This window comes from Micromonospora sp. NPDC004551 (assembly GCF_040609975.1).
Classification (GTDB): Bacteria; Actinomycetota; Actinomycetes; order Mycobacteriales; family Micromonosporaceae; genus Micromonospora.
Genome location: NZ_JBEXLM010000010.1, coordinates 47,315 through 70,091, shown reverse-complemented (window position 1 = coordinate 70,091; position 22,777 = coordinate 47,315). Strand labels below are relative to the sequence as shown.

The 22,777-nt window shown below is 70.9% G+C and carries 22 protein-coding genes; 9 read left to right on the top strand and 13 right to left on the bottom strand.

What is annotated here, in order from left to right; translation table 11 throughout:
• Window positions 1-138 precede the first annotated feature (138 nt).
• From ABZW14_RS14465 to ABZW14_RS14440, 6 genes are all read left to right on the top strand, one after another.
• Window positions 139-678 carry a PadR family transcriptional regulator gene (locus ABZW14_RS14465; protein ID WP_355345291.1) on the top strand — a complete coding sequence of 180 codons (540 nt, stop codon included), beginning with the start codon at window positions 139-141 and terminating at the stop codon, window positions 676-678.
• A gap of 76 nt (window positions 679-754) precedes the next feature.
• A complete protein-coding gene (locus tag ABZW14_RS14460) occupies window positions 755-1,465 on the top strand; it encodes an ABC transporter ATP-binding protein (protein WP_355345288.1) in 711 nt (236 codons plus the stop codon).
• A gap of 1 nt (window position 1,466) precedes the next feature.
• Window positions 1,467-3,245, top strand: a complete 1,779-nt coding sequence (locus tag ABZW14_RS14455; protein WP_355345285.1) for an FtsX-like permease family protein — start codon at window positions 1,467-1,469, stop codon at window positions 3,243-3,245.
• Between the two features lie 177 nt (window positions 3,246-3,422).
• Window positions 3,423-3,989, top strand: a complete 567-nt coding sequence (locus ABZW14_RS14450; protein ID WP_355345282.1) for a TetR/AcrR family transcriptional regulator — start codon at window positions 3,423-3,425, stop codon at window positions 3,987-3,989.
• 124 nt (window positions 3,990-4,113) lie between these two features.
• The gene (locus tag ABZW14_RS14445) at window positions 4,114-4,602 is read left to right on the top strand and encodes a DUF1772 domain-containing protein (protein ID WP_355345278.1); all 489 of its coding nucleotides are present in this window, start codon (window positions 4,114-4,116) and stop codon (window positions 4,600-4,602) included.
• Window positions 4,603-4,629: 27 nt separating this feature from the next.
• Window positions 4,630-5,262, top strand: a complete 633-nt coding sequence (locus ABZW14_RS14440; protein WP_355345275.1) for an NAD(P)H-binding protein — start codon at window positions 4,630-4,632, stop codon at window positions 5,260-5,262.
• A 53-nt stretch (window positions 5,263-5,315) separates the two neighbouring features.
• On the opposite strand, the gene ABZW14_RS14435 is transcribed toward ABZW14_RS14440, so the two are convergent.
• The 6 genes from ABZW14_RS14435 to ABZW14_RS14410 form a co-directional block, all read right to left on the bottom strand.
• Window positions 5,316-5,930, bottom strand: a complete 615-nt coding sequence (locus ABZW14_RS14435) for an LUD domain-containing protein (protein WP_355345272.1) — start codon at window positions 5,928-5,930, stop codon at window positions 5,316-5,318.
• Window positions 5,912-7,312, bottom strand: coding sequence for a lactate utilization protein B (locus ABZW14_RS14430; RefSeq protein ID WP_355345725.1), 1,401 nt, complete (start codon window positions 7,310-7,312; stop codon window positions 5,912-5,914). The genes ABZW14_RS14435 and ABZW14_RS14430 overlap by 19 nt, the downstream gene beginning before the upstream one ends.
• A gap of 17 nt (window positions 7,313-7,329) precedes the next feature.
• Window positions 7,330-8,103, bottom strand: a complete 774-nt coding sequence (locus tag ABZW14_RS14425) for a (Fe-S)-binding protein (RefSeq protein WP_355345269.1) — start codon at window positions 8,101-8,103, stop codon at window positions 7,330-7,332.
• Between the two features lie 2 nt (window positions 8,104-8,105).
• Window positions 8,106-8,234 (bottom strand): hypothetical protein, encoded by a 129-nt coding sequence (locus ABZW14_RS14420; protein WP_355345266.1) that lies wholly within the window; start codon window positions 8,232-8,234, stop codon window positions 8,106-8,108.
• A 736-nt stretch (window positions 8,235-8,970) separates the two neighbouring features.
• Window positions 8,971-9,615, bottom strand: a complete 645-nt coding sequence (locus ABZW14_RS14415; RefSeq protein WP_355345263.1) for a matrixin family metalloprotease — start codon at window positions 9,613-9,615, stop codon at window positions 8,971-8,973.
• Window positions 9,616-10,008: 393 nt separating this feature from the next.
• Complete coding sequence (locus ABZW14_RS14410; RefSeq protein ID WP_355345260.1) at window positions 10,009-10,428, bottom strand: hypothetical protein; 420 nt, start codon at window positions 10,426-10,428, stop codon at window positions 10,009-10,011.
• Window positions 10,429-10,544: 116 nt separating this feature from the next.
• On the opposite strand from ABZW14_RS14410, the gene ligA reads away from it, so the two are divergent.
• Complete coding sequence (gene ligA, locus ABZW14_RS14405; RefSeq protein ID WP_355345257.1) at window positions 10,545-12,539, top strand: NAD-dependent DNA ligase LigA; 1,995 nt, start codon at window positions 10,545-10,547, stop codon at window positions 12,537-12,539.
• A gap of 569 nt (window positions 12,540-13,108) precedes the next feature.
• Here the strand turns inward: ligA and ABZW14_RS14400 are convergent.
• Complete coding sequence (locus tag ABZW14_RS14400) at window positions 13,109-13,663, bottom strand: DoxX family protein (protein ID WP_355345254.1); 555 nt, start codon at window positions 13,661-13,663, stop codon at window positions 13,109-13,111.
• A gap of 290 nt (window positions 13,664-13,953) precedes the next feature.
• Entirely contained in the window at window positions 13,954-16,194 is a 2,241-nt protein-coding gene (locus tag ABZW14_RS14395) for a tetratricopeptide repeat protein (RefSeq protein ID WP_355345722.1), read from the bottom strand.
• Window positions 16,195-16,382: 188 nt separating this feature from the next.
• On the opposite strand from ABZW14_RS14395, the gene ABZW14_RS14390 reads away from it, so the two are divergent.
• Window positions 16,383-16,838, top strand: a complete 456-nt coding sequence (locus ABZW14_RS14390; RefSeq protein ID WP_355345251.1) for a carboxymuconolactone decarboxylase family protein — start codon at window positions 16,383-16,385, stop codon at window positions 16,836-16,838.
• A gap of 529 nt (window positions 16,839-17,367) precedes the next feature.
• Here the strand turns inward: ABZW14_RS14390 and ABZW14_RS14385 are convergent.
• The 5 genes from ABZW14_RS14385 to ABZW14_RS14365 form a co-directional block, all read right to left on the bottom strand.
• Entirely contained in the window at window positions 17,368-17,763 is a 396-nt protein-coding gene (locus ABZW14_RS14385; RefSeq protein WP_355345248.1) for a nuclear transport factor 2 family protein, read from the bottom strand.
• 108 nt (window positions 17,764-17,871) lie between these two features.
• The gene (locus tag ABZW14_RS14380) at window positions 17,872-18,390 is read right to left on the bottom strand and encodes a hypothetical protein (RefSeq protein WP_355345245.1); all 519 of its coding nucleotides are present in this window, start codon (window positions 18,388-18,390) and stop codon (window positions 17,872-17,874) included.
• A 133-nt stretch (window positions 18,391-18,523) separates the two neighbouring features.
• The gene (locus ABZW14_RS14375; protein WP_355345242.1) at window positions 18,524-20,059 is read right to left on the bottom strand and encodes a hypothetical protein; all 1,536 of its coding nucleotides are present in this window, start codon (window positions 20,057-20,059) and stop codon (window positions 18,524-18,526) included.
• Between the two features lie 137 nt (window positions 20,060-20,196).
• On the bottom strand, window positions 20,197-20,355 hold the full coding sequence (locus ABZW14_RS14370) for a hypothetical protein (protein ID WP_355345239.1): 159 nt from the start codon (window positions 20,353-20,355) through the stop codon (window positions 20,197-20,199).
• Between the two features lie 121 nt (window positions 20,356-20,476).
• Window positions 20,477-21,652 (bottom strand): metallophosphoesterase, encoded by a 1,176-nt coding sequence (locus tag ABZW14_RS14365; RefSeq protein ID WP_355345236.1) that lies wholly within the window; start codon window positions 21,650-21,652, stop codon window positions 20,477-20,479.
• 597 nt (window positions 21,653-22,249) lie between these two features.
• Here ABZW14_RS14365 and ABZW14_RS14360 point away from each other — a divergent pair.
• Complete coding sequence (locus ABZW14_RS14360) at window positions 22,250-22,675, top strand: ATP-binding protein (RefSeq protein WP_355345233.1); 426 nt, start codon at window positions 22,250-22,252, stop codon at window positions 22,673-22,675.
• Window positions 22,676-22,777 lie beyond the last annotated feature (102 nt).

Sequence of the window (22,777 nt, the reverse complement as noted above, 5' to 3'; positions counted from 1 at the left end):
TGCCGGTCGCCGCACGACGCGAGGGCGATCCCGAACCACCAATTGGTGGCGACCGGTCCTGCCCGCTGCGCCGGGCCGAAGGTTTGACAGCGCCGTAGATAACGGTTATCTATTGTCGATCTACGGAGGGCGTATCGGGTGCAGGACGTGGTGCTGGCCATGCTGGCGAAGGAGCCGGCATACGGGTATGAGCTGCGTAGCCGGTTGCGCGCCGCGCTCGGCCCGCTCGGCGAGACGATGAACGCCGGGCAGATCTACGTGACGCTGGGCCGGCTGGCCAAGGCGGGGCTGGTGACCTCGGAGCGGGCCGAGGGACTGCCGGACCGGCCCGACCGCCGGGTCTACGCGTTGAGCCCGGCCGGGCAGCAGCGGGTCGCCGCGTGGCTGGCCGAGGTGAGCTGGCCGAAGCCGGACCTCGGCGAGTTCCACCTCAAGCTGGTGGCCGCCGCTGCCGCCCGGCTGGCCGATCCGGTGGCCCTGGTCGACGCGCAGCGGCGCGAGGTGCTGCGCCGGCTGCGGGAATCCCAGCGGGCTGCCTTGGAGCGGTCGGTGGATCCGGTCGTCGGGTTGTTGCTGGAAGGGGTCGTGCTGCGGCTACGGGCCGACCTGGAGTGGCTGGAAGCGTGCGAACGGATGTGGACCGAACGCGACCGGACCGACTGGAAGGGACAGCGATGACCGAGCGGAGCGAGGGCCGCGAGGACCTGCCCGGTGGTGCCGCATGACCGGATCGTCGCTGCTACGGGCACGCGGGGTGAGCAGATGGTACGGCCGGGGAAGCGCCCTCGTGCGCGCGGTCGACGAGATCGACCTGGAGGTGCCCGCCGGGCAGACGCTCGCGATCATGGGTCCGAGCGGCTGCGGCAAGTCCACCCTGCTGCACCTGCTGGGCGGGCTGCAACGCCCCACCGACGGCGAGATCTGGCTGGCCGAGCACCGGATCGACGGGATGAGCGAGCGTGGCCTGGCCCGGCTGCGGCGGCAGCACATCGGCTTCGTCTTCCAGTCGTTCCACCTCATGGACGAGTTGACCGCCGTGGAGAACGTCGAGCTGGCCGCGTTGCTGGCCGGACGGTCGCCGCGGCGGGCTCGGCAGCGCGCCATGAGCCTGTTGGACCGGGTGGGGCTCGCCGACCGCGCCAGGCACCTGCCGTCGGCGTTGTCGGGCGGCCAGCGCCAGCGGGTCGCGATCGCCCGTGCGTTGAGCAACGAACCGCTGGTCGTGCTGGCCGACGAGCCCACCGGGAATCTGGACAGCGCCGCCACCCTGGAGGTGCTGCGGCTGTTCGAGGAGCTGCGTACGGCGGGGCAGACGCTGGTGGTGGTCACCCACGACGCGCGCATCGCCGCGGTCGCCGACCGGGTCGTCTCCATGCGGGACGGGGCGTTCGCCGACGACAGCCGGTTCGCCGGTACCACCGGTGCCACCGGCGGCACGGGCACGGTCTACGGCGGGTGGCGCTGAGATGGCCGGGCGCCTGCTGCTCGTGTGCCGGCTGATGGTGCGGGACCTGCGCCGGCGGCGCACCGAGACGGTACTGCTGCTGCTCGCGATCGGCGCCGCGACCGCGATGCTGACGCTCGGCCTCGCCCTGAACAATGCCATCGCCCAGCCGTACGAGCGAACCCGGGCCGCCACCGCGGGCCCCGACGTGGTGGCGATGCCGGGAGCGACGGGTCCCGAGGCTCTGGCCGCCCTCGCGCCGCTGGCCACCGCGCCCGGTGTCACCGCGCACAGCGGGCCGTACCCGTTGGCCTTCCTTACGCTGACCGCCCACGGCAGGACCGTCCCGGCGGTCATCCAGGGCCGGGACAACGCTCCCGCGGCGCTCGACCGGCCTGCGGTGACCGCCGGCACCTGGGTACGCCCGGGCGGTGTGGTCGTCGAGCCCGCCTTCGCCGACGCCCTCGGCGTGCGCATCGGCGAGACCGTGGACATCGGCGGTCACCCGCTGCGGGTGGTCGGCACCGCGGTCACCGCCGCAAGGGCCGTCTACCCACACGCCGACTGGCGCTACGATTCGGGCAGCCCTCTGACCCAGTTCGCCGGCCTGGTGTGGGTCAACCGTAGCCAGATCGGCGCGCTGGCCGGCACGCGGCCACTGTCGTACACGTTGAACCTGAAGTACGCGGACCCGCGGGCCAGCACCTCGTTTGTCCACAAGAGCATCGACGGGATCGAGTACACCAGCTGGGTGGAGATCGCCGATGCGGACGGCAAGCTCGTCAGGCAGGCGCGCCTGGCCCTGCTGGTCGGCAGCTGGTTGCTCACCGCCCTCGCCGTGGTCGGCGTCGCCAACATCGTCGCCGGCCGCGTCGTCGACCAACGCCGCGGGGTAGGACTGCTCAAGGCCGTCGGCGCCGGACCGGCCATGATCGCCGCCGTCCACCTCGCCGAATACCTCGTCATCGGGCTCGCCGCCGCCGGCGCCGGCCTGGCCGCCGGCTGGCTCGCCGCACCGGCGCTGACCAACCCCGGCGCCGGGCTCCTCGGCTCCACCGGCACCCACCCGCCCGCGCTGCGTACCGTGGTCGCCGGCACCACCCTCGCCCTCGCCATCGCCGCCGCGGCGACGGTGGCACCGGTGCTACGAGCCGCCACCACCGACACCGTCCACGCGCTGGCCGACGCCGCCACGCCACCCCGGCGCCGCGGGTGGCGCGTCTGGCTGTCCCGCCGAATGCCCACGGCTCTCCTGATCGGGATACGCATCAATGCCCGTCGCCCCCGCCGGGCCCGCCTCGTCATGGTGAACACCCTGATCACCACGACCGCGCTCGCCGCCCTGCTCATGGGCCTGACGCAAAACCGGCAGGTCAAGCTCGGCGAGTCGGAGCTGGCCAATCCCCAGAGCACCCGGACCGTTCAGGCCATGCTCCTCGTCGTCGCCGTGCTGTGCGTCCTCGCGCTCGTCAACGCCATCGTGAGCACCTGGACCGCGGTCCTCGACGCCCGCCACCCCCTGGCCGTCGCCCGCACGCTCGGCGCCACCCCCGCGCAGGTGACCGTGGGCATGGCGGTGGCGCAGGCCCTTCCCGCGACACTCGGCGTCGCCCTCGGGGTCCCGGCCGGCATCGGGCTGTACCTGGTCGTCAGTCCGGGCGACCAGCGGTACGCACCCGGCTCCTGGATGCTCGCCCTGGCGCTCACGATTCTGCTCACCGTCGCCGCGCTCACCGCCGTCCCCGCCCTGGCCACCACCCGCCGCCCGGTCGCCGACACCCTCCGATCCACACCGACCTGACCGGCCGCCGACGGCCTCCCGTCTGCGCACGGCGCCACGAGGGGCGGAGCCGCCGAACGAGCCGCTGGTGGCGGGCCGGCGCCCGGTGGCCGTGCCCGGTTCGGGTGCGGGCAGGATGGCAGGATGACCGAACGCGGCCGCGGGCGTGGTCGCCCGCGCACGGGAGTTCGCGAGGCGGTGCTGGAGGCGACCGAGGCGATTCTCGCCGAGGCCGGGGTAGCGCGGCTGTCGACGAAGGAGATCGCACGCCGCGCTTCGGTGGCGGAGTCCAGCATCTTCTACCACTTTCGCGACCGGCTCGGCCTGCTTCAGGCGGTGGTGCGCGGTCACCTCCCGGGGTACGGGGAGGCCGTCGCCGAGCTGCACGAGCGCGCCGGACGTGGCAGCCTGCGGGACAACCTGATCGCTCTGCTGGGCAGCCTCGAGGCGTTCTATCTGCGTATCGCGCCGATCATCGCGGCGGTGCAGTCCGACGGCGAGTTGCGGGCGAGGTTCGCCGACCGGAGCGCCGCGGACGACATCGGCCCGCGCCGCGCGCTCATTCCCGTGGTGGAGTACCTGGCCAGGGAACGCGACCTGGGTCGGCTGGCCGAGGGTCTCGACCTGGAGTCCACCGCGCAGATCCTCGCGGGCGTCGCCTATCACCGCGCCATGCTGCGCAGTCTCGCCGGCACCGAGGACATCCGGTTGACCGGCGTCGCGCAGGTGGTGGACGTGCTCCTGCCGAGCCTCGGCCGCCGTTAGGCGGAGCCGACCCTCGGGCGGGGCGTGACCGCGGTCACTCCTGGTCCACCGGTCGGGACATGGTCGGCTATCTTTATCGAGTAATCGCTCAGTAAATGGCTCGCCGTCCCCATCGGAGGTTCCCGTGCCGCTCCGGATCATCAGAGGGCTCGCCCTGTTGTCCACCGGCACACTCTCGGGCACGTTCGTCTACGGCGCCGTCAACGTCGCACAGACGTTCCACGCCGTACCTCTCGACGTACGGCTGACCTTCCACAGCGCCCTGATGAGGATGAACGGCCCGGTGGTGCAGACGATGATGGCGCTGGCGGTCCTCAGCTCGGTTCTGCTCGTCGTCCTGTCGCGCGGGGTGCCACGGCTGCTCGCGGCCGGGGCGGGTCTGATGGCGCTGACCTCGTTCCTGGTCACCCGGTTCGGCAACGTGCCCATCAACCAGCAGATCAAGGTGTGGGCGGTCACGTCGGCTCCCGCCGATCACGCCGCGATCCTGCACCGTTGGGACATCTTCAACTATGTCCGGACGGCCGCCGGTGTCGTCGCGTTCCTGCTCGTCATCGCGGCCGTCGATCAGGCCGGCCGGCTGACCGCCCCGCGACCGCGGAACGCGCCCTGACCAATGCCCGACGGAGGGGGTTGACCCATGAAGCTCGCGGTGTTCGGCGCCAGCGGCGCGACCGGCCGGCTGCTGGTCGAGCAGGCGTGCGCGGCGGGTCATCAGGTGACCGCCGTGGTGCGGGATCCGGACCGGCTGCGCCGGTCCCACCCGTTGTTGACCGTGCTGTGCGCCGACGTCACCGACCCGGCTCAGATCGGCCCCGCCGTCGAGGATGCCGACGCGGTGGTGTCCACGGTGGGCCCCGGCGCCGTCCGTGCGCCGACGACCGTACGCGCCGACGCGGTCACCGGCATCATCCGCGCCATGCACAGCGGCAGCGCCCGCAGGCTGATCGTGGTGACCGCCGGTGGCATCGTCACCGACGGGGACGGCCCACTGACCCGCCTGCTCCTCAAGCCCATCCTGGGCCGGGTGCTCCGGCACTCCTACGCCGACATGCGCCGCACGGAGACGATCGTGCGCGACAGCGGCCTGGCGTGGACGATCGTGCGTCCGCCGAGACTCACGGACGGGCCGTACACGGGCACGTACCGCCGGGCCGTCAACCGCAACGTCCGCGGCGGTCTCAGCATCTCCCGCGCCGACCTGGCCGACTGCATCCTGCGCTGCGCCGCGGACCGCGACCTGGTCAACGCGGCGGTCGCCATAGGGCGGTGAACCGGGGGCACGGCACCGGATGGGCCGATCCACCGCTCACACGAGGGCGCTGCCTATGTGATCACCACGTGCAGGTTGCGGGGGCCGTGGACACCCTCTACCCGGTTGAGTTCGATGTCGCTGGTGGCGGAGGGCCCGCTGATCCAGGTCAACGGCCGGTGCGGAACCAACCGGGCCAGAGCACTGGGCACGTCGGCCACGACCTGGTCGGTGCGCAGCACGCAGACGTGCACGTCGGGCAGCAGGGTGATGATCCGGCGGCCCTGGTCCGGGTGGGCGTCGAGCACGATGGTGCCGGTCTCGGCGACCGCCACGGCCGCCGCCGTGACCACCCCGTCGACGGCGGCGATCTGCGCAGCGGTGAGGCTCTCGTCGACCACCGCGTCGACGGTGTCGGGCAGCCAGTGCCGGGGCAGCCCGGGCGGGATCACGACGCGCCGGCCGCCGAGGATCCCGTCGACGACCTGCGCGACCTGCCGGTCGGCGCACCGGTGCACGGTGGCCCGGTAGTCGGTGAGCCGGTGGGCCAGCAGGTCGAGGTCGGCGGGGGCGGAGCCGGCGGGCCGGTACTCGCGGGGGACGTCGACCGGCACCCCCGGGGTGTCGCCGAGGGCGGCGCGGATCCGGCCGAGGACGATCTCGCGGCCGTTCACCGCTCGGCCCACCATCGGCGGAAGGTCTGCGGGGGCGCGGCGGGCAGGTCCCGGCTGGCGGTCCAGCCGTTGAGCGGTGGTGGCAGGGCGGGGCCGGCGATCCGGCCCAGGCCCGCGGCGCGCTGCGCGGCCGCGTACAGCGCGGGGCGGTCCATGGTGTACGCGGCGGCGGCCATCGCGATCGCTTCGCTGCGCGGGTGTGGGGCTTGGGCGCGCAGGTGGACCAGCAGCTCCGGAATGTTGATCATGACGGGGCAGGCGTCGTAGCAGGCGCCGCAGAGCGACGACGCGTACGGCAGGGACGGATTGTCGGCGACCCCGGTCAGTTGCGGGGACAGTACCGCCCCGATCGGTCCCGGGTACACCGAGCCGTAGGCGTGCCCGCCGGTGCGTTCGTAGACCGGGCAGACGTTGAGGCAGGCGGAGCAGCGGATGCAGTGCAGCGCCTGCCGGCCCACCTCGTCGGCGAGCACGGCACTGCGGCCGTTGTCCAGCAGCACCAGGTGCACCTGCTGTGGCCCGTCGCCCGGGGTGACCCCGGTCCACATCGACGTGTACGGGTTCATCCGCTCCCCGGTCGAGGCCCGGGGCAGCAGTTGCAGGAAGACCCCGAGGTCGGCCCAGGTGGGCACGACCTTCTCGATGCCCATCACGGTGATCAGCGTGTCCGGCAGGGTCAGGCACATCCGCCCGTTGCCCTCCGACTCGACCACCGCGAGGGTGCCGGTCTCCGCGACGGCGAAGTTCGCCCCGGACACGGCCACCTTCGTGTCGAGGAAGGTCTGACGCAGGTGCCGGCGCGCCGCGGCGGCCAGGACCGCCGGTTCGTCGGTGAGGTCGGGGTCGACGCCGGGCATCTCCCGCCGGAAGATCTCCCGGATCTCGGCTCGGTTGCGGTGGATCGCCGGCACCAGGATGTGGCTGGGCCGGTCCCGGCCGAGCTGCACGATCAGCTCCGCGAGGTCCGTCTCGACCGGCGCGATCCCGGCCGCCTCGAGGGCCTCATTGAGACCGATCTCCTGGGTGGCCATCGACTTGACCTTCATCACCCGATCGACGCCGGCGGCCCGGACCAGGTCGGTGACGATCCGGTTCGCCTCCACCGCGTCGGCCGCCCAGTGGACCGTGCCGCCCGCCGCGGTGACCGCCGCCTCCAGCTGCTCCAGCAGCTCCGGAAGCCGGGCCATCGTGTCGGCCTTGATCGCCGAGCCGGCGGCCCGCAACTGTTGCCAGTCCGGCACCTCGGCGATGACCGCACCGGACTTGGCCCGGATCGTCGTCGTGGCGTGCCGCAGGTTGCGGCGCAGCTGCGCATCCCCCAGGGCCCGCCGGGCCGCCGCCGGGAACGACTCCTCACCGCGCAGGTTCCCGACGCCGCGCGGCGCGGTCGCCGGCATGCCCAGAAAGGTCCGCGTCACGGTCGCACCCCCAGCCGCTCGCGCTCCCCCACCGTCTCGCCGCCCTCGGTACTGGCCAGGATCTCCGCCAGATGCACCGTCCGCACCCCCGCCCTCAGCCGCGACAGGCCACCACCGATGTGCATCAGGCACGACGCGTCTCCGGCCGTGCACACGTCGGCGCGGGTGGCCAGCACGTTGCGCATCTTGTCGGCCAGCATCGCGGTCGACGTGTCCGCGTTCTTCACCGCGAACGTGCCGCCGAAGCCGCAGCACTGCTCCGCCTCCGGCAGCTCCACCAGATCCAGCCCGCGCACCGCGCGCAGCAGCCGCAGCGGCTTGTCCCCGACCCGGAGCATGCGCAGCGAGTGGCACGTCGGGTGGTACGTCACCCGGTGCGGGAAGTAGGCGCGCACATCGGTCACACCGAGCACGTCCACCAGCAACTCGGACAGCTCGAACGTGCGCCGGCCCACCTCCTCGGCCCGGCCGGCCAGCCGTTCGTCCCCGGCCCGGCGGGCCACCATCGCGTGCTGGTGCCGCACCGACCCGACGCACGAGCCGGACGGGGCCACCACCACGTCGTACGGGGCGAAGACGCGCACGTGCCGGCGGACCAGCCGCACCGCCTCATCCGGGTAGCCGGTGTTCACGTGCATCTGCCCGCAACAGGTCTGGTCGGCGGGAAACACCACCTCGTGGCCGAGGCGCTCCAACAGCCGTACGGTCGCCTTCGCCGCCTCGGGGAACAGCGTGTCGGCGAGGCAGGTGACGAACAGCGCCACGCGCATCTTCAACCACCCATCCGGTCCTCGGCGGCCCGCCAGGCCATGTGCCGGGCGAGTTGCCCGGCCATGGTGAGGCCGGTCGGCCCAGCCCCGACCACCAGCACCTCCACCTCCGAGCCCGCAGCGCCCGTCATCGGCAACTCCCTGGTTCAGCGGTGAGGACGCACCACCGGTCGGGGTCAGGGTAGCGCCAGGACATGCTCCGTGACCGGGGCCGCTGGGGAAATGGGAAAGTGTCCGGTCCCTTGGGCGGTCCGCGGCCCGGAGCGAACAAGCCGGCCGCCTTCTCCTGCCTGCCGTCGCCTGCGGGAGGCTGCCGCTTCAGCCCTGCGCAAGAACCCCTGAGGGTCCCTAAGAAGCGTTGGGAGTCGGGATAGGTTGATCTTACCGACGGAGTTCTCTCCGGTGGCGTTTCCGCAGCTCAGCCGCCTGACACGGCAGATCGGCAAGGCTCGTGTGGGCCTCGAATCGCCGGCGCCCCCGCCCTGGGCAGGCCTCGGCCAGCGATGTAGCCGGTGGGTCGCCGCCGCGTGGGCCGGCGTCGGGGCGCCGACGCCTGGTAGCCGATCCGTCGTAGAGGGAAAGCCGGCACCAACCCCCCTGGTGCCGGCTCTCCTCGCGCTGGAGGCGATACTGCTCTCCGCCAACACGAACCCCTCAGTGGGTCATCGACTGGTTCCGCCGCTGGTTACGGGTACGCCTGCAGTCGCTCGACGAGTCAGCGTCGCACCGTGCTGATCCCTGACAATGCCTGCACTGCCTCTGCCATGACGCAGGAGCACCAAGGATCGATCTTCAAGTGCACGGCAATGCTCGCCCTGCAGACGGCGAGGGGCCCGGCCGAATCTGGCCGGGCCCCTACGCGACAGCTCAGTAGTAGCGTTCCAACAGGTTGAAGTCGTCGGCGTTCGGATACCGCTGCGAGCTGCGGTAGGCGTACACGCAGCTACCGGTCGACGTGTTGTGGTCCAGGCCGAGCACGTGCCCGAGTTCGTGGCAGGCGGTATTCCAGTGCTCGGCCTCGGTGCCGCTGTAGTAGGTGTTCAGCTTGACCGTCGCACCTGCGTAGTAGGTTTCCGCGGCATTGAGGGTACGGCTCGTCTGCCCCGTCCAGCCGGAACCGTAGTTCCCGCTGTAGACGTGAACGCAGTGGATTCCGCCGCCCGGGCAGCCGGAGCTCGGGATGCGGTACACCGAGTCGATGCCGGAGGTCTCGTTCCACTTGGTCACTGCGCGGCCGACGGGCCACGCCGATCCGGAGTGGTCGATGAAGTAGATCTGCGGCCGCGCGTAGCCGTTGTACGCCCAGCGGACGAAGCACGTCGCCGACGACGGCCAGCTCCGGGCGGTCCCGGACGAGCAGGCCGCGGCGAGCGTGGTCATCGCCGGTTCGTCGGCGACTCTGACGTTCGGCACCCCCCGTGCCGTCAGCCGCGCAGCGAGATCCTTGGCGGTAACGCCCGGCGCGGGCGTGTAGGCGGTTTCGGTCATCGTGCCGTCGCGGTTCTTCTGCACCGAGACCACCACCCCGTCCCGACCAGGTGCCGGCGGGGCGGCGACAGCCTGGGCGGTGGAGGTGAGGGCGACAACGATGGTGCTTGCGGCAGCGAGGAGGACCGCGCCGATGGATCGACCTGTTCTCACATGAACTCCCCCATGTCGAGCTGAACGCACGGACAGTGCGCCGTGACCCGACCCTGCCAGCCCGCCTGAGGCATGTGAATACGTCGATCAGGAATTACCCGCGACTGTCAACATCCTTACTGCACTGCGATAGCGCCCCGCCGGTCGGGGTCAGTGTCGGGGAGTTGCCGAGCGCAGAGCAGGCCGCCGCCGGGACGTGCCCTTCACCGAGCTGAACGACCAAGTACCTGTGCCGCCATGAAGCCGCGCGGGCCAGGAGCACCTTCAGGGAGTTCGCCACCGACGCGCCGGGGCCTGTGTTGCTGCTACTCCGGCTGACCGCTGCTGAGGCGGGGAGTTGGCGGGCAGGCTCTGCCGCAGTCGCCGATACGGCTGGGTCTTGGCTTGCTCATCGCTGTCCAACCGGCGGATGGCGTTCCACCAGTCTTGGAAGTCGCGCCAGCGGATCCCTTCGGCGCCGATCGGCGGGGCGTAAACGAGCACGTGTTCGGCGTTGCCCACGATCTCGATGTCGTTGTCGATCGCGTCGCGGTCCGGAGGGCGGGCCTGGAAAACGGACTGGACAGCGATGGGTTCCCGTGCCTCGAACCTCCCGCCCAACTGCGGCGCCCACAGGTCCACCCGTACGCCGCGGCGCGATGAGCGAGAAGTGATTGCCGAACCAACATCGGGCATGTCCAGCACGTGATCGGACAGGCCACCTCGGCGAGCCGGCGGTCGGGCCGACCGCGGTGGTCCTGGTACATGCGTCCCGGTTTGCGGGCGGTGGAGTGTCGGTGGGCATGGGTAGCTTGTGTGCCGTGAACGCTCGAGAACGGATCCAGGAACTCGCCGACCAGATCACGGTGCTGCGTGATGCGTACTACCGGGGTTCGCCGCTGGTGGCGGATGTCGAGTACGACGCGATCGAGGACGAGTTTCGGGGGCTGGTCGACGCGCACCCGGAGTGGGCGCCCGACCCGAACCCGCTGGATCAGGTGGGCTCGCCCGCGGTCCTGCACGCGCCGATCCGGCACTCGCGACCGATGCTGTCGCTGGAGAAGGCGACCCGGCCCGAGCAGGTCGAGGCGTTCTTCGCCCGCTTCCCGGGCCAGCCGGTAGTGGTCATGCCGAAGCTGGACGGGCTGTCGCTGGCTCTGGTTTACGAGAACGGGCAGCTGGCTCGGGCGATCACCCGAGGGGACGGGACGACGGGCGACGACGTGACCGTCCTTGTACGGGCACTGGCCGACGGGGTGCCGGAGTACCTCGACGCGCCGGGCCGGGTTGAGGTGCGCGGCGAGGCGGTCATGCTGCGCTCCACGTTCGCCGCCTACAACACCGCACACCCGGATCGGCCGCTGATCAACCCGCGCAACGCCGCCGCGGGCACCCTGCGGGCGAAGGACCCGGTCGTGGTGGCCGAACGGCGGTTGCGGTTCTTCGCCTTCGACCTGGACACCTCCGATCCCGGTGGCGCCGGGGCCGATCTAGAGGACGGGCTGCGGACGCTGGGGTTCACCGTCGCCGACATGACGCACTGCGCCACCGCCGAGGAAGCGCAGGCGGTGATCGCAGCGATCGAGGAGCAACGCAACGACCTCGACTACGACCTGGACGGCGCAGTGCTGAGGCTGGCCAACCGCGACGCCTACGCGGCCGCCGGGACTCGGTCGAGCTCGCCCCGCGGCGCGTTGGCGTTCAAGTTCGCCGCCGAGGAGAAGACCACCGTGCTGTCCGATGTCGTCTGGGACGTCGGCAAAACCGGCAAGATCGCCCCGGTCGCCCATCTGAAGCCGGTGTTCGTCGGCGGGACGACGGTCACCCGCGCGACACTGGCCAACCAGGAGGTGATCCGCGCGCGCGGCATCAAGATCGGGGACACGGTGCTGGTACGCCGCGCCGGCGACGTGATCCCGTTCGTCGCAGGCGTGCTCGACGAGTCGAGACGCACGGGCGCGGAACGGGAGATCGTGCCCCCAACCGTGTGCCCGTCCTGTCGACAACCGCTGATCGAGCAGGGCAGCAGCCGCGAGCTGTACTGCACCAACGTCGGCTGCCCCGCACAGACCGTGCGGCGGTTGGTCCACTGGGCGTCACGGGCGGCGGCGGACATCGAGGCCGTCGGCCCGGTGTGGATCGAACGTCTCGCCGAGGCCGGCATCCTCGAACATCCGTCGGACTTCTACCGCCTGACCAAGGACACGCTGCTGGCGTTCGACCGCATCGGTGAGGTCTCCGCCACCCGCATGATCGATTCGATCAACGCCAGCCGCCAGGTGGGATTGCGCAGGGCACTGATCGGGCTCGCGATCCCCATGGCCTCTGAAGGCACCGCCACACGGCTCTGCCGCGCCGGGTTCGGTTCACTCGAAGATGTCGCCGACGCAGGCGAGGAACGACTCGTGGCCGTTGACGACATCGGCCCGAAGGTCGCCGCGTCCCTGATCGAACACCTCACCCGACTGCGGCCCGAGCTGATGCGGCTGCGGCAGCATGGGGTCTCCCTGGACGTGCGCATCGAGGACCTCCCACCCGTCATCGCCTCCAACGCCCCGCTGACCGGCAAAACCGTGGTGATCACCGGCACGATCAGCGACCCCCGCTCCGGCGAGAAGGTCCCCCGGCCCACCTTCCAACGACTCTGCGAGAAAGCCGGCGCCACCACCGCATCCTCAGTCTCGGCGAACACCGACCTTCTCATCACGGGCGCCGACGTCGGCGCCAGCAAACTCACCAAAGCTGAGAGAAACGGCGTCCAGGTCATCGACCAGGGCGAGATCTGGCAACAACTGATCACAGCCGGCATCGCCTGAAACAGCCCCGCACGGACCAGCCGCGAGCCTCACCCAACGACGTGCCCGAACCTTCACTACGCGCGGCGTGGTAGTCGCGGTTCCTCGTCGTCCCAGCCGTATCCACCACCGTCGCCTCCGTCGAGCGGCTACTTGGCCGGCTCGGCCGCGAGGCATTCGGCTGGCTGTTGATCGACGAGGCCGGCCAAGCCGCACCACAATTACGATGCGGTCCGGCGGGTGCGGGAAGCCAGTGCGGCCGTCGTTGTCGAAATCGGCAGAATCCTCGCCTATTGACGCTTGCCTAGACTGCTTCCGGCGCACTTGACGATCAAGGCCGCAACCAGCGTAGACGCCGGTTGCGGCCTTGACTGCTGCTGAGCTGTGGGACGGTGCTGTCCGTGTGGGGCTTCTGCTGACCAGATGCGGGGCCTGGCCGTGGGAGCACTGGATTGATCATCGCGGCGGTGGTCACCGCGGCGTCGTCACCGACAATGCATTCGGCGGGCACCTGCTGGACAAGATCATGGCGCACATCCCGGCGGAGACCCAGGGCGGACCCACGTCCGCGGTGTGGCGGGCATACCCACTCAGAAATTGGCGTGGGTCATGGAGTACCACGTCGGAGCGAACACCGCTGCGGCCAGCACACCGAGGACCACGAGCGACATGGTCGCGCGCGAGGTGGTGAGGGGCGCGGGCGCGATCGGCCGCAACGCTGACCGTCCGACCGCGATGAACGCCGCGACTCCCCCGAGCGCGATGGTGACGAGCGTCAGCGCGTACTCGCCGCGGATGATGTGGAAGGCGGTCGCCAGCAACATGGTCAGCGCCAGGCCCGCTGCCGCGAGCGGGGTCAGCCCCGGCTTCACCCTGGTCAGGGCCGGCAGGGTCAGGCCGATGCCTCCGAGCACCTCACAGATGCCGGCGAAGACGATCAGCGACTGCGGCACCGCGGCGTACCACGCCACGGCCCGGGGTGCCGCCGCGTACAGGTCGCCGTCGAGCAGCAGCACCTTGCCGAAGCCGCTGCCGGCGAAGAAGAATCCCCACAGTATTTGAAGAGCCCAGAGGGCGCCGTTGCTGCGCCACCACGATTCCCGCCTTCCGGCCGGCTGAATGTTCTTGGCGTTGGGCAGGTTCACACCGGTGTGCGAGTCCATGACTGTTCCCCTTGCTGTGCGTGGGCTGTGTTGCGTGCCGCTGACAGGGGATATCCGACCACCGCGGTGTCGGGGTGCGCGCCGTCTGCGGGACACCGTGGGACACGCGGGACGCGGATGAGCTGCGCAAACGAGGTTTCGTACCGTGGCCGTGGGCTGGGACGGCCCATCGGAGCCAGGTCTGCGCGGTGATGCTGTCCGGGTAGCTCAGCTCGCCCGGCTCGCGCCGTTGGGTCGCTCAGCTCGCGCCCTCGGCCGCTGAGGTTCCCGTGCTACGCCTCGCTGCCGCCGGCCGCGTTCGCCACCACGACCTCCCGCGCCGCCCGCGCGAGCCTCTCGTCGTACGGCCGGCCCAGCTCAGTCGCGATCGTGATGGTGCGCTCCAGCAGCGTCAGCGCCTCGTCGTAGCGACCTGCCGCCCGGCACGTCTCGGCGAAGGTGTGCAGGAAGTCGATCTCCATCTGAATCTCGGCCAGGGGTTCCAGCAGCTCGAAGGCGCGTCGGTGGTGTTCGAGCGCCTTGTCGGGCGAACCCATGATGCGCAGCGCGACACCCAGATAGTTATGGCACCACGCCTGGTTGTGCTGCAGATTGTGCTGTTCCGACAACTGCAGCGCGTCCTGCAGCGCCCGCAGCGACGTTGCCGGGTCCTGCGACGCTAGCGCGACACCGAGAGTCACCAGCCCGGTGATGCGAGCAGGCCCGTCGGCCACCGCGACCGAGGCCCGGGCGAGTTCGGCCGCTTCGCGGTGGCACCCGAGGAGAAGCGTCACCCAGCCGTCGAAGGCCAACGCCTGGGACTGGCCAGCAGGGTGCCCGATCTTCTCGAACAGGTGCCGTGCCCGCCGCAGGTGCGCCTGTGCCGCCTCCAGGTCGCCGAGATCCCGGCGTACCAGACCGATCCGCAGAGCCAGACCGGCCGCGAGGTCGTCGTCCGGCCCGGACTGCTCGGCCGACTCATAGGCCAGCAGAGCCTCGGTGAGGCGCCCGGCCACGGCTCGGGCGTAGCCGAGGTCCGCGAGCAGCGCAGCCCGCTGTTGGTGCCGGCCGAGACGTGCCGCGGTGTCCGCCGCGGTTTCCAGCAGGCGTGCCTGGTCGTCGGTGCCGCGGTGTCGGAAGAACCAGACCCGCATGGCCTGCGGCAGGTCGGCCACCACCTCGTCCGCGCCGAGCCGCGCGGCGGCATCGAAACAGGCGACCAGGTTGACGTACTCAAGGTCGAACCAGGCCATGGCCTGCGCCGGATCACCCGGCGAGGGTTGCCTGCGGTACGGCGAGGGCAGCGTGCGGTCGTGGGCGAGGGCCTGCGCCAGATAGTGATTCAGTACCCGACGCAGTGCGGCGTTGGCCTGCGGCTCCTCCGCTGCGGCGAGCTCCGCCGCGTACCGCCGGATGAGATCGTGCATCCGATACCGACCGGGCGACAGCTCCTGGACCAGGTGGGCGTCGACCAGTTCCTCCAGCACCGCACCGATACGGCCCGCCGGCATCTCGGTGAGCGCGCCCGCCGCCGCCGCGTCGAAGTCGACGCCCGGCAGCACGCCCAGCAGCCGGAACACGCGGCGCTGCACCGCGCCGAGCTGCTGAAGTGACATGCCGAAGACAGAGTCGAAGCGGCCGGGTGTGTCGTTCAGCCGCTCGGCTAGCACCGCCACCGTCCAGCCCGGGCGGTGACGCAGGCGAGCGCCCGCCATCCGCAGCGCCAGCGGAAGGCCGCCGCACTGGCGCAGCACCTGACCGACCGCCTCCTCGTCGGTGTGTGTCAGGCCGGCGGCTCTGCCGAACAGGTGCGCCGCGTCGGCGTCGGCCAGGGGCTCCAGGGACACCGGCGGTGCCCCGTCCAGGCTGACCAGCCGGTGGCGGCTGGTGATCAGAACCGCGGACTTACCCGTGCCGGGCAGCAGCGGGCGCACCTGGTCCGCGTCGACCGCGTTGTCGAGCACGACGAGCGCCCGCCGACGGGACAGCTCCGAGCGCCAGAGCGCCGCGCGTTCGGCGGCACCGGCGGGCAGGTGCGTGATCTCCAGTGCGCCCAGCAGCCGGCCCAGCGCGACCTGCGGTTCCACCGGCTCCTGGCCCGGGGTGAAACCGTGGAGGTCGAGGTAGAGGCCGCCGTCCGGAAACGCCGGGGCGAGCCGATGGGCCACGCGTACGGCGAGGCTGGTCTTGCCGACGCCCGCCATGCCGTCGATCGCGACCGCGCCGACGGTCCGCAGCAGCTCCTCGACCAGCGCGGACTCGGTCTCCCGTCCGGTGAAGTCGAACAGGTCGGCCGGCAGGTCGTTGCGGCGTGGGGCGGGCGCCGCGCCGGCCTTGGCCGCCTCGGCCCAGGCCGCGCGCAGTGGCCGGGGATCGCGCCCCACGACCCGGCACAGCGCCACGACGGCCTCCCACGGCGGCACGAGCCGACCGGTCAAGTATCGGGACAGCGAGGAGCTGCTCAAGCCCGCCTGTCTCGCAAGTGCGCGCAGGCTGAGGCCGCTCAGCTCCTTGACTCCGGCGAGCTGAGCCACCAGTCGCTCTTGCGGCCCCGACACGCGCAACACCGTACCTGTCCCGCCCCACCGGATCGCATCAGCTGGGTGTCGCGGCAGCTCAACCCGATTGTGGGTGTCCCACGGTGTCCCACCGTCGGTGCGGGCGTCGGACCTCGGGTGCTCGGATGACTCCTGTCGGAACCATGAACGACCAAGGAGACGCGATGTCGACCGAGCGCATGCCGAACCCGGCGGTCCTGATCCCCGAGGCCATGGAGGCCCTGATGGCCCTCAACAAGGCCATCGCCGGTGCCGGATTGGACGGCAAGCTGCTGGCGCTGAGCCATCTGCGGGCCAGCCAGATCAACGGCTGCGCTCCGTGTGTGGCCGGCGGCACCCACCAGGCCCGCCAGCACGGTGTCACGCCAGACCAGACGCACACCGTCGCCGCGTGGCGCGAGACGCCCTACTTCAGCGACGAGGAACGCGCCGCGCTGGCCCTGACCGAGGCCGTGACTCGGCTCGCCGACCGGCCGGATCCGGTGTCGGACCAGGTGTGGGACCAGGCCGCCACGCACTTCGACCAGAAGGAACTGGCCGCGCTGCTGTTGAGCATCGCGATGACCAACGCCTTCAACCGGCTCAACGTCCCGACCCGCCAGCAGGCCGGAGCCTGGTGACCAGCCATACCTGGAGCGCTTTCGATGGGGCAAGCTGCGGACGAAGACCGTTCAGCGCGTCGTGGACGCGATCCGCCGTCAGGTCGTGCACGGCGCCGAGTGACCTCGCCGGGCAGCGTGTGCCGGCGCAGTAGCGAAGCCTGTCGCGGGCCGGCGTTACAGCGCCGTAACGCTGACACCGGGCGCAGCGCTTGGCCTGGGCGGAGTAGTGGAGGTCTTCCGCCCCGGTCAGACGCATCGAGATCGCCTGCTACTGCCAGGACGCGCTTCAGGCGGCTACCCCCACAACCAGACGACCTTCGCCGTGCCATATCCGAGGGCCTGCAGCCCGCAGGCATGGGCCAGCGGACCCCACTCGTCCTCGCCCGCGCCCGCCTCGGACTCGAACCCACCGGCAGACAAGCCGCCGCTTTCTCCGGTGGAGGCGGGTACCGCGGGAAGAAGCCAGAGAGCCGTCCCGCCGACGGTGACCGCGCAGCCGCTGGTGGTGAAGCACCCGGCGCGCATGACGTCGCGTCATCGCGTGGCGTCAGTTCTGGATCTCCATGTCCACGATGAGGCCGTCGTTGAAGCGGTAGACGTGCCTCACGAGCTGATCGGTGACAACAGAGCCGTGCAGGTTACGCACGACCTGGTGGACGGTGACGGTGACCCGGTCGTCGTCCTCAGTGTGGAACTCCGTGGGCACCACGACGGGGTCGATCTCGGCCCACTGGCGCATCCAGTAGACGCGGACCTGATCGTGGCCTCGTAGGGTGCCACCCTCCCACCCGTTCGGCCACGACACGTCAGGCGCGAGCGCCGCCAGCACGGCAGAGATGTCCCGGCGATTGAACGCCGCGTAGAGCGACCTGAGGTGTTCCTGCCGAGCCGCTGGCGCTGCGGATCCCATGCCGTGAGTCTCACTGCTCCGGTCGGTCGCCACCAGGCTGATCCGCTGCCGGCAGAATGCGCGCCCGTCGGCACAGGCGGTTGGGTCATTCAGCCGATGTCGGCTCGCTGGTGACAACACGCGAGCCCGGCCGCCCGCGGCCTACACCCGCCCCTGCAAAACCTTGCCCAGTCGGGTCGCGACGTCCTTGCGCTTGTCCGGGTCACTGATGTTCACCTTGATCCCACAGAAGTCGCCGCTGCGGCAGGGGAACCACAACTCACCGTGGATCGTGTCGTAGGTGGCCCCGTCGGCGGATCCGGTCACCGGCTCCCCGACCTCGGCCACGGCTTCGTACTCGTTCTTGGACAGCACTGTCGCGGAGATCGCCTCGACCAGTCCGTCCTTGGCGCCGGAGGTTGCCGTCCAGACGCATCCGCCGAGCGCGTAGTCATGCTGTCCGCCATCGTTCGGGCCGATCACCTCGGTGACCTCGCTCGCGGTGAGGCGCTCGCATTCGCCGCCCTTCGCCTCGGTTACGGCACTGACGGCGTCGTCCGCCGTACCTGAACTGTCCGCCGGGCCGGACGACGTGGAACCGCCGTCGCTGCCACAGGCCACGACCAGGGCGAGCGCGCCTGCGACGATCGCAACGGGTGCCAGCTTCCTGAGAGTCTTCATCAATCATCCCTTCCCAACGGGTTCGCTTGTCGCCCACGGCCCCACGTCGGGCATGGGTTCCTCTCGTCAAGAGTGCTTTCGGTGGTCTTCGGCGGCCGGCTCGTCGCGGCCAAAGACCGGGCCAGGAGGGCTGTCAGCCGCGGCACAGGGGGACGTCCGGCTCGACGACGGTGCGGTTGACGATGTCCTTCTTGAGGAAGTCCGCCTCATTCGGGATGTCGACCTTCAGCACCTCCTTGATCGCCTTCGCCAAAGGTTCGGACATGTTGATGCCTTCGCCGGCGCGGACGGTCGCCACGAGCGTGGAGCCGCGGCACTTCACGGCTGGTCCGGCCAGCGGCAGCCCCACCCGGCCGGCTGCCGAACCGTTGGTCAGGCCGACCGAGGCCACGATCCCGACGAACGGCCCGGCGCCCGCCACCGGCAGGCCGATCATTAAGCCGAATCGGAACTCCACCGCCAGGACGATCGCCTCGACACCGATGGACACGCCGCGCAGGGACTGCATGATGCTCTTCTGTACGGAGAAGGTGGGCGTCAGCACGGACGAGCCGGCGTACCCGATCGGTCCGGCGAGCCCCCATTGGCCGGTCGCCGACAGGTTGCCGTTCTTCGCCGTGAACGCTGTTTCGACGAGGAACTTGAACGTCTGTTTGAGGGTCGCGGGAAAGCCCCCGATGATGATGGGCTGCTTCACCTCGATCGGGAACTCGATCTTCGCCTTCTTGTTGTCGCTGAGCCCGCCCTGGGCGCCGGCGGCGATCGTCACGGCGAGTCCCTCGACCCCGTCGATGCGGAACGAGGGGTTCGGGATGATGCCGTTCGTCACCCTGATGTCGCCGTGGACGCGCAGGTTCCGGACCCGCAGCTGGATGTCGAAGTCGACTTTGAGGCCTCCCGGGCCCGCCTGTGCGGCAGTCGAGTGCTCGGCGGTCAGCCCCAGCTTCGCGCTGTCCTTGTACGCCGTCACGTCCCAGTCCCCGATCTTGCGCTGGGCGCTCTTGGCCGCCTCCGGGTCAGGCCCGCGCGCTGGCCGAAGGGCGATCGGGGGTACGGCGAGCCGGAAGTCGCCTACCCCGATGGCATTCGTGCCCATCCCAGTGGCCTTCTGGGCATCCGGCAGGACCGGCGTGGCCTCGGCCCCGTCGACGACCTCCCCCAGCAGGTCGGGCAGTTGGCTGAACGTCTGCGACTCGAGATCGAGCGCCTGGTCGATCTCGAAGTGACCGTCGCGCACCACATCGGTCAACTCCACGGGGGCCAGGGTGACGGCCACGTCGCCGCCCGTCGGCTCCACCCTCACCACCCGGCCCAGTGCCTCGCTCGTGGCGAACATGATTCTCCCGGGCGCGAGGTCGTCGGCGCCCTTGGCGTCACCGTCGATCACATACGTGAAACCGTCCCGGCTCACCGAACGGATGGCGCTGCCACCGCCGGAGACGAGCACAACGTCCGGCTGATATGCCACCGACCGGTCCGGCTTCGGCGCGTACCCGTACTGCCGGCCGGTTGGGTCCGAGCCGGCGGAGCTGCTCATGCCGCACCCGCCCGTCACCACGACAAGGCACACCAGTGCTGCGGTGCCGCCGAGTCGGCGGCGAACCAGGGTGCGGCTGGGCGTGCCGTCGCGGCCGACGCCGCGCTCTGCCCGGGGCGCATGGGGGGTCACGGCTCGACGCTAGGTGGCTGGGGCGGTTACCGAATCGGGTGATTCCCTATGCAGAGCCGAGTCCACGCGCCCCGCACACAATCTCCGCCGAGAACCGAGCCATCCTCTGGTCCGCGCCGACGTTCAGCCCACGCCGATCAGAGGGAGGCGAGGAACGCCCGCACCCGCTTCATGAGCAACGCGGATGCCTCCGGGTCGTACGCATCGAGCGAGGAGTCGACGAAGAGGTGCCGGTCGCCGGGATAGACGAACAGCTCGGCGTTCGCCGTGGAGCCGGCTGGGGCTTCATCCGGCACGCGCGCAACTCGGAGGATCAGGCCTCTCAGTTCTGGCACCGGACCGGGAATAGTCAACGGGGTGCCCCCGGGGCATCCCGGTCACGGTCAGGTGGCGGCGGTGTTTGCCGGCCCGGTCGGGCTAACTCGCCCGGAGGGTGAGCAGGGTGATCTCGCTCGGCGCGAAGATCCGGAATGGCGGACCCCAGAAACCGGTCCCCCGGCTCGTGTAGAGCTGGGCCCGGCCGTGCCGGCTCAGGCCCTGCACGACCGGCTGGTCGATCCGGACCAGGTAGTGGAACGGCCACATCTGGCCGCCGTGGGTGTGCCCGGACAGTTGCAGATCTACGCCGGCCGCGACCGCGTCGCCGATCTGCTTCGGCTGGTGAGCCAGCAGCAGCACGGGCAGCCGCGGGTCGGTGCCGGCGAGCGCCGCGGCGTGGTCGGCCCGGTGACCGGCGACGCCGGACGCGGCTGCCGTCACGTCGTCCACACCGGCGATGACGAGCCGGGCACCGTCCCGCTCCACCACGAGGTGCCGGTTGTGCAGGGGCTCCCAGCCGAGGTCCCGCATGTGGTCGACCCAGCCCTGCGCCTGGCCGTAGTACTCGTGGTTGCCCGTCACGTACACCCGGGCCAGCCGGGCCTGGACGGTGCCCAGCGGCGCTGCCTGCGCCCGGCGCTGGTCGACCGTGCCGTCGGCGATGTCGCCGGTGTGGCAGACGATGTCGGGGGCCAGGCCGTTGACCACCTCGATGGTGCGGGCGGACCAGCGGGCCCGGTCGATCGGGCCGTAGTGGGTATCCGTCAGCAGCACCACCCGGACCCCGTCGAGACCGGCACCCAGCCGGTCGATGGTGACCTCCACCCGCCGGACCCTGGGCACCCGCATCGCCTCGGCGTACCCCCAAACCGCCAGGACGATCGAGACGACCGCCGCGCCGACCGCCACGGATCGGGACCGGACCGGATCGGCGACCCCCGCGGCGGCGAGCGGGAGCCGGACCACGTTTGCGATAAGCGTCCAGATGAACAGGATCCAGATCAGGCCAAGGAGGGTGTCGCCGGCGCGGGCCGCCGCGTCCAGCCGCCGGCGGCCGTGCCCGAGATACATCAGAACGGGGAACGCGGCCAGCGCGACGACGAACACGCTCGTGCCGGCGGCCGTCACCGGCGCCGGCCACCGCGCCGCCACCGTCAACGTCCACCACGGCAGCCCGAACAGCAACGCCAGGAGCGCAACCAGCGTCGCCCCCGAGACCAGCGGTCGCAGCGACCCTCGCGCCGGCCGCACCTGCACGGCATCGCCAGCAGCCATCGTCGTCCTCCCGTCGGCTCCGTGCAGCATGACACGGTCCGGGCCGGATCGACCACGAGAGACCGACCCGCGACCGGGCAGGCGGGCCACCGCGACAGCGGCCAAGCCGTCCAGGAATCGCTGCCTGCAGCCGTCCGACGGGCAGCAGCCCACCCGCCGGACGTCCGCCCATGTCGACCGGTTCTGCGGCCATGTCACCAACGGCGGCCAGTGAAAATCTGCTATGGCCAGCTCCCGATCCCTACCCCGGCGGAGGAACTGACAAATCTTGCGGACCGCCCGCCGCTCTGCTGCCCCGGTTCAGGGCGAGCCCGGCTCTGGCCACCCCTCGCTGGCCGGCCCTCGGCCTGAGGTCACCGCACCCTAATACCCGGATCTTGGCACATTCGGTGCGAGAGGGCGGAAAGGCCGAGGAGCCACCCGGGGCTGGGGGCCGGTTCCCTACGGCTGCCGGCCCTCCTCACGGGCCACGACGACGCAACGAGGCGTTGAGCCGGCCGGTGTCGTCGTGCGTCGAAGCTGTTTGCCGCTACCCGACGGCGGGTACCGTCTGCGCTGCAATCGCTGGCTGAGCCCGCAGGACAGGACCCACCGGCCGTGAGTGAACTGACCGCCCGTCTCGATGTGCCACTAGGCGTGTACGCGCCCAGCACGGCCCGCCGCGCTCTCATTGCCGTACTACAAGGCTGGGGCTACCACGACGAGGAATGGCTCGAGGCGGCAGCGCTGGTCACCAGCGAGTTGATCACCAACGCCGTGCAGCACGGCGGAGGCTGCGTCGACTTCAGCGTCGAGTCCCATGACGGCCGGGTTGTGGTGTCGGTGGCCGACGGCTCCTCGGTGGTGCCACGCCGCCGTGATCCCGATGGCATCGGCGGCCGCGGCATCGCCGTCATCGAAGCTTTCTCCACCAGGTGGGGCGTCCACGATCATGAGGGAGGGAAGCGGGTTTGGGTCGAGCTGACCACCCACCCGGGCGCCCCCGCGACGCAGATGGGCAGCGCAAGGGAGTCATCTGGGTGAAGATCACTCAATGCCTCGACCGCCGGGCGTTGCGCGGCCGGCACTGAGCGAAGAACTCGACATGGCATCCGCCAATGCCTTTCACGAGTAGGTCCAACAGGC